This is a genomic window from Rhodoplanes sp. SY1 (assembly GCF_046000175.1).
GTDB lineage: Bacteria > Pseudomonadota > Alphaproteobacteria > Rhizobiales > Xanthobacteraceae > Rhodoplanes.
The window spans coordinates 1-649 of record NZ_JBEOMB010000279.1; the positions used below are offsets into that span (position 1 = coordinate 1).

Here is a 649-nt window from a genome sequence, read left to right on the forward strand (position 1 = left end):
GAGCGACCAGCGGCCAGAGCCGCCGCGCGCGCGCGGCGATAATCTCGACGACTCCATTCCGTTCTGAGGCGGCCGATGAGCGAGAGCGCCGCCGATCTTCCGCCGATCACGCTCGCCCTCATGCGGACGGTGGTGCGGAACCGGGCGCTCGACATCGAGGATGCCGAGGCCCGTGACGTAAGGGACGGCCTCAAGGCTGCCCCGGTCGGAATCCGAATGGAAGAGGCACGCGTGCTTCACAAGCTCGACGATCTGTTGGGCCGACTCCAGGATAGTCCGGCGGCGTTGTCGGCCCTCGGGTTCAATCGAGCGGCGAGGGCACCGGGAAAGTGATCATGACCAAGCTCGATCGGCCTATCGCGCTGCGCCTCTCGTTGCGGGAGGCATTGGTGCTGCAACTCAGTATCGACCTCCAGCTGCTCGCCAATGCGCGCACCCGGGAGTTCGCCGCGGCGACCGATCTTCCAGCTTTGAAAGAGCAGCGGGCCGAGCTCCGCGCCTTGGAGAAGCGGATCACGCGCGCGAGAAGGCGTGCATCATGACTCTCGACAGCGCCTTCGACGCCTGGACGGAGCAGGCCCGCGGTGCCGCGATCGACGACGTCGCGCGCCTGCTCGGCGCGACGCTCCGCAAGGTCGCGGGGTCCGAG

At 67.8% G+C, this 649-nt stretch carries 2 protein-coding genes; both read left to right on the top strand.

Annotated elements, in window-relative coordinates; all coding sequences use genetic code 11:
- The first annotated feature begins 75 nt into the window (after window positions 1-75).
- On the top strand, window positions 76-333 hold the full coding sequence (locus ABTU92_RS29105) for a hypothetical protein (RefSeq protein ID WP_408095041.1): 258 nt from the start codon (window positions 76-78) through the stop codon (window positions 331-333).
- Window positions 334-335: 2 nt separating this feature from the next.
- Window positions 336-542 (top strand): hypothetical protein, encoded by a 207-nt coding sequence (locus ABTU92_RS29110; RefSeq protein WP_408095042.1) that lies wholly within the window; start codon window positions 336-338, stop codon window positions 540-542.
- Window positions 543-649: the final 107 nt, after the last annotated feature.

What these genes read in the sequence shown, in the direction of transcription:
- ABTU92_RS29110 (WP_408095042.1), top strand. Translation starts at nt 336, where the DNA reads ATGACCAAGCTCGATCGGCCTATCGCGCTGCGCCTCTCGTTGCGGGAG.
- ABTU92_RS29105 (WP_408095041.1), top strand. Translation starts at nt 76, where the DNA reads ATGAGCGAGAGCGCCGCCGATCTTCCGCCGATCACGCTCGCCCTCATG.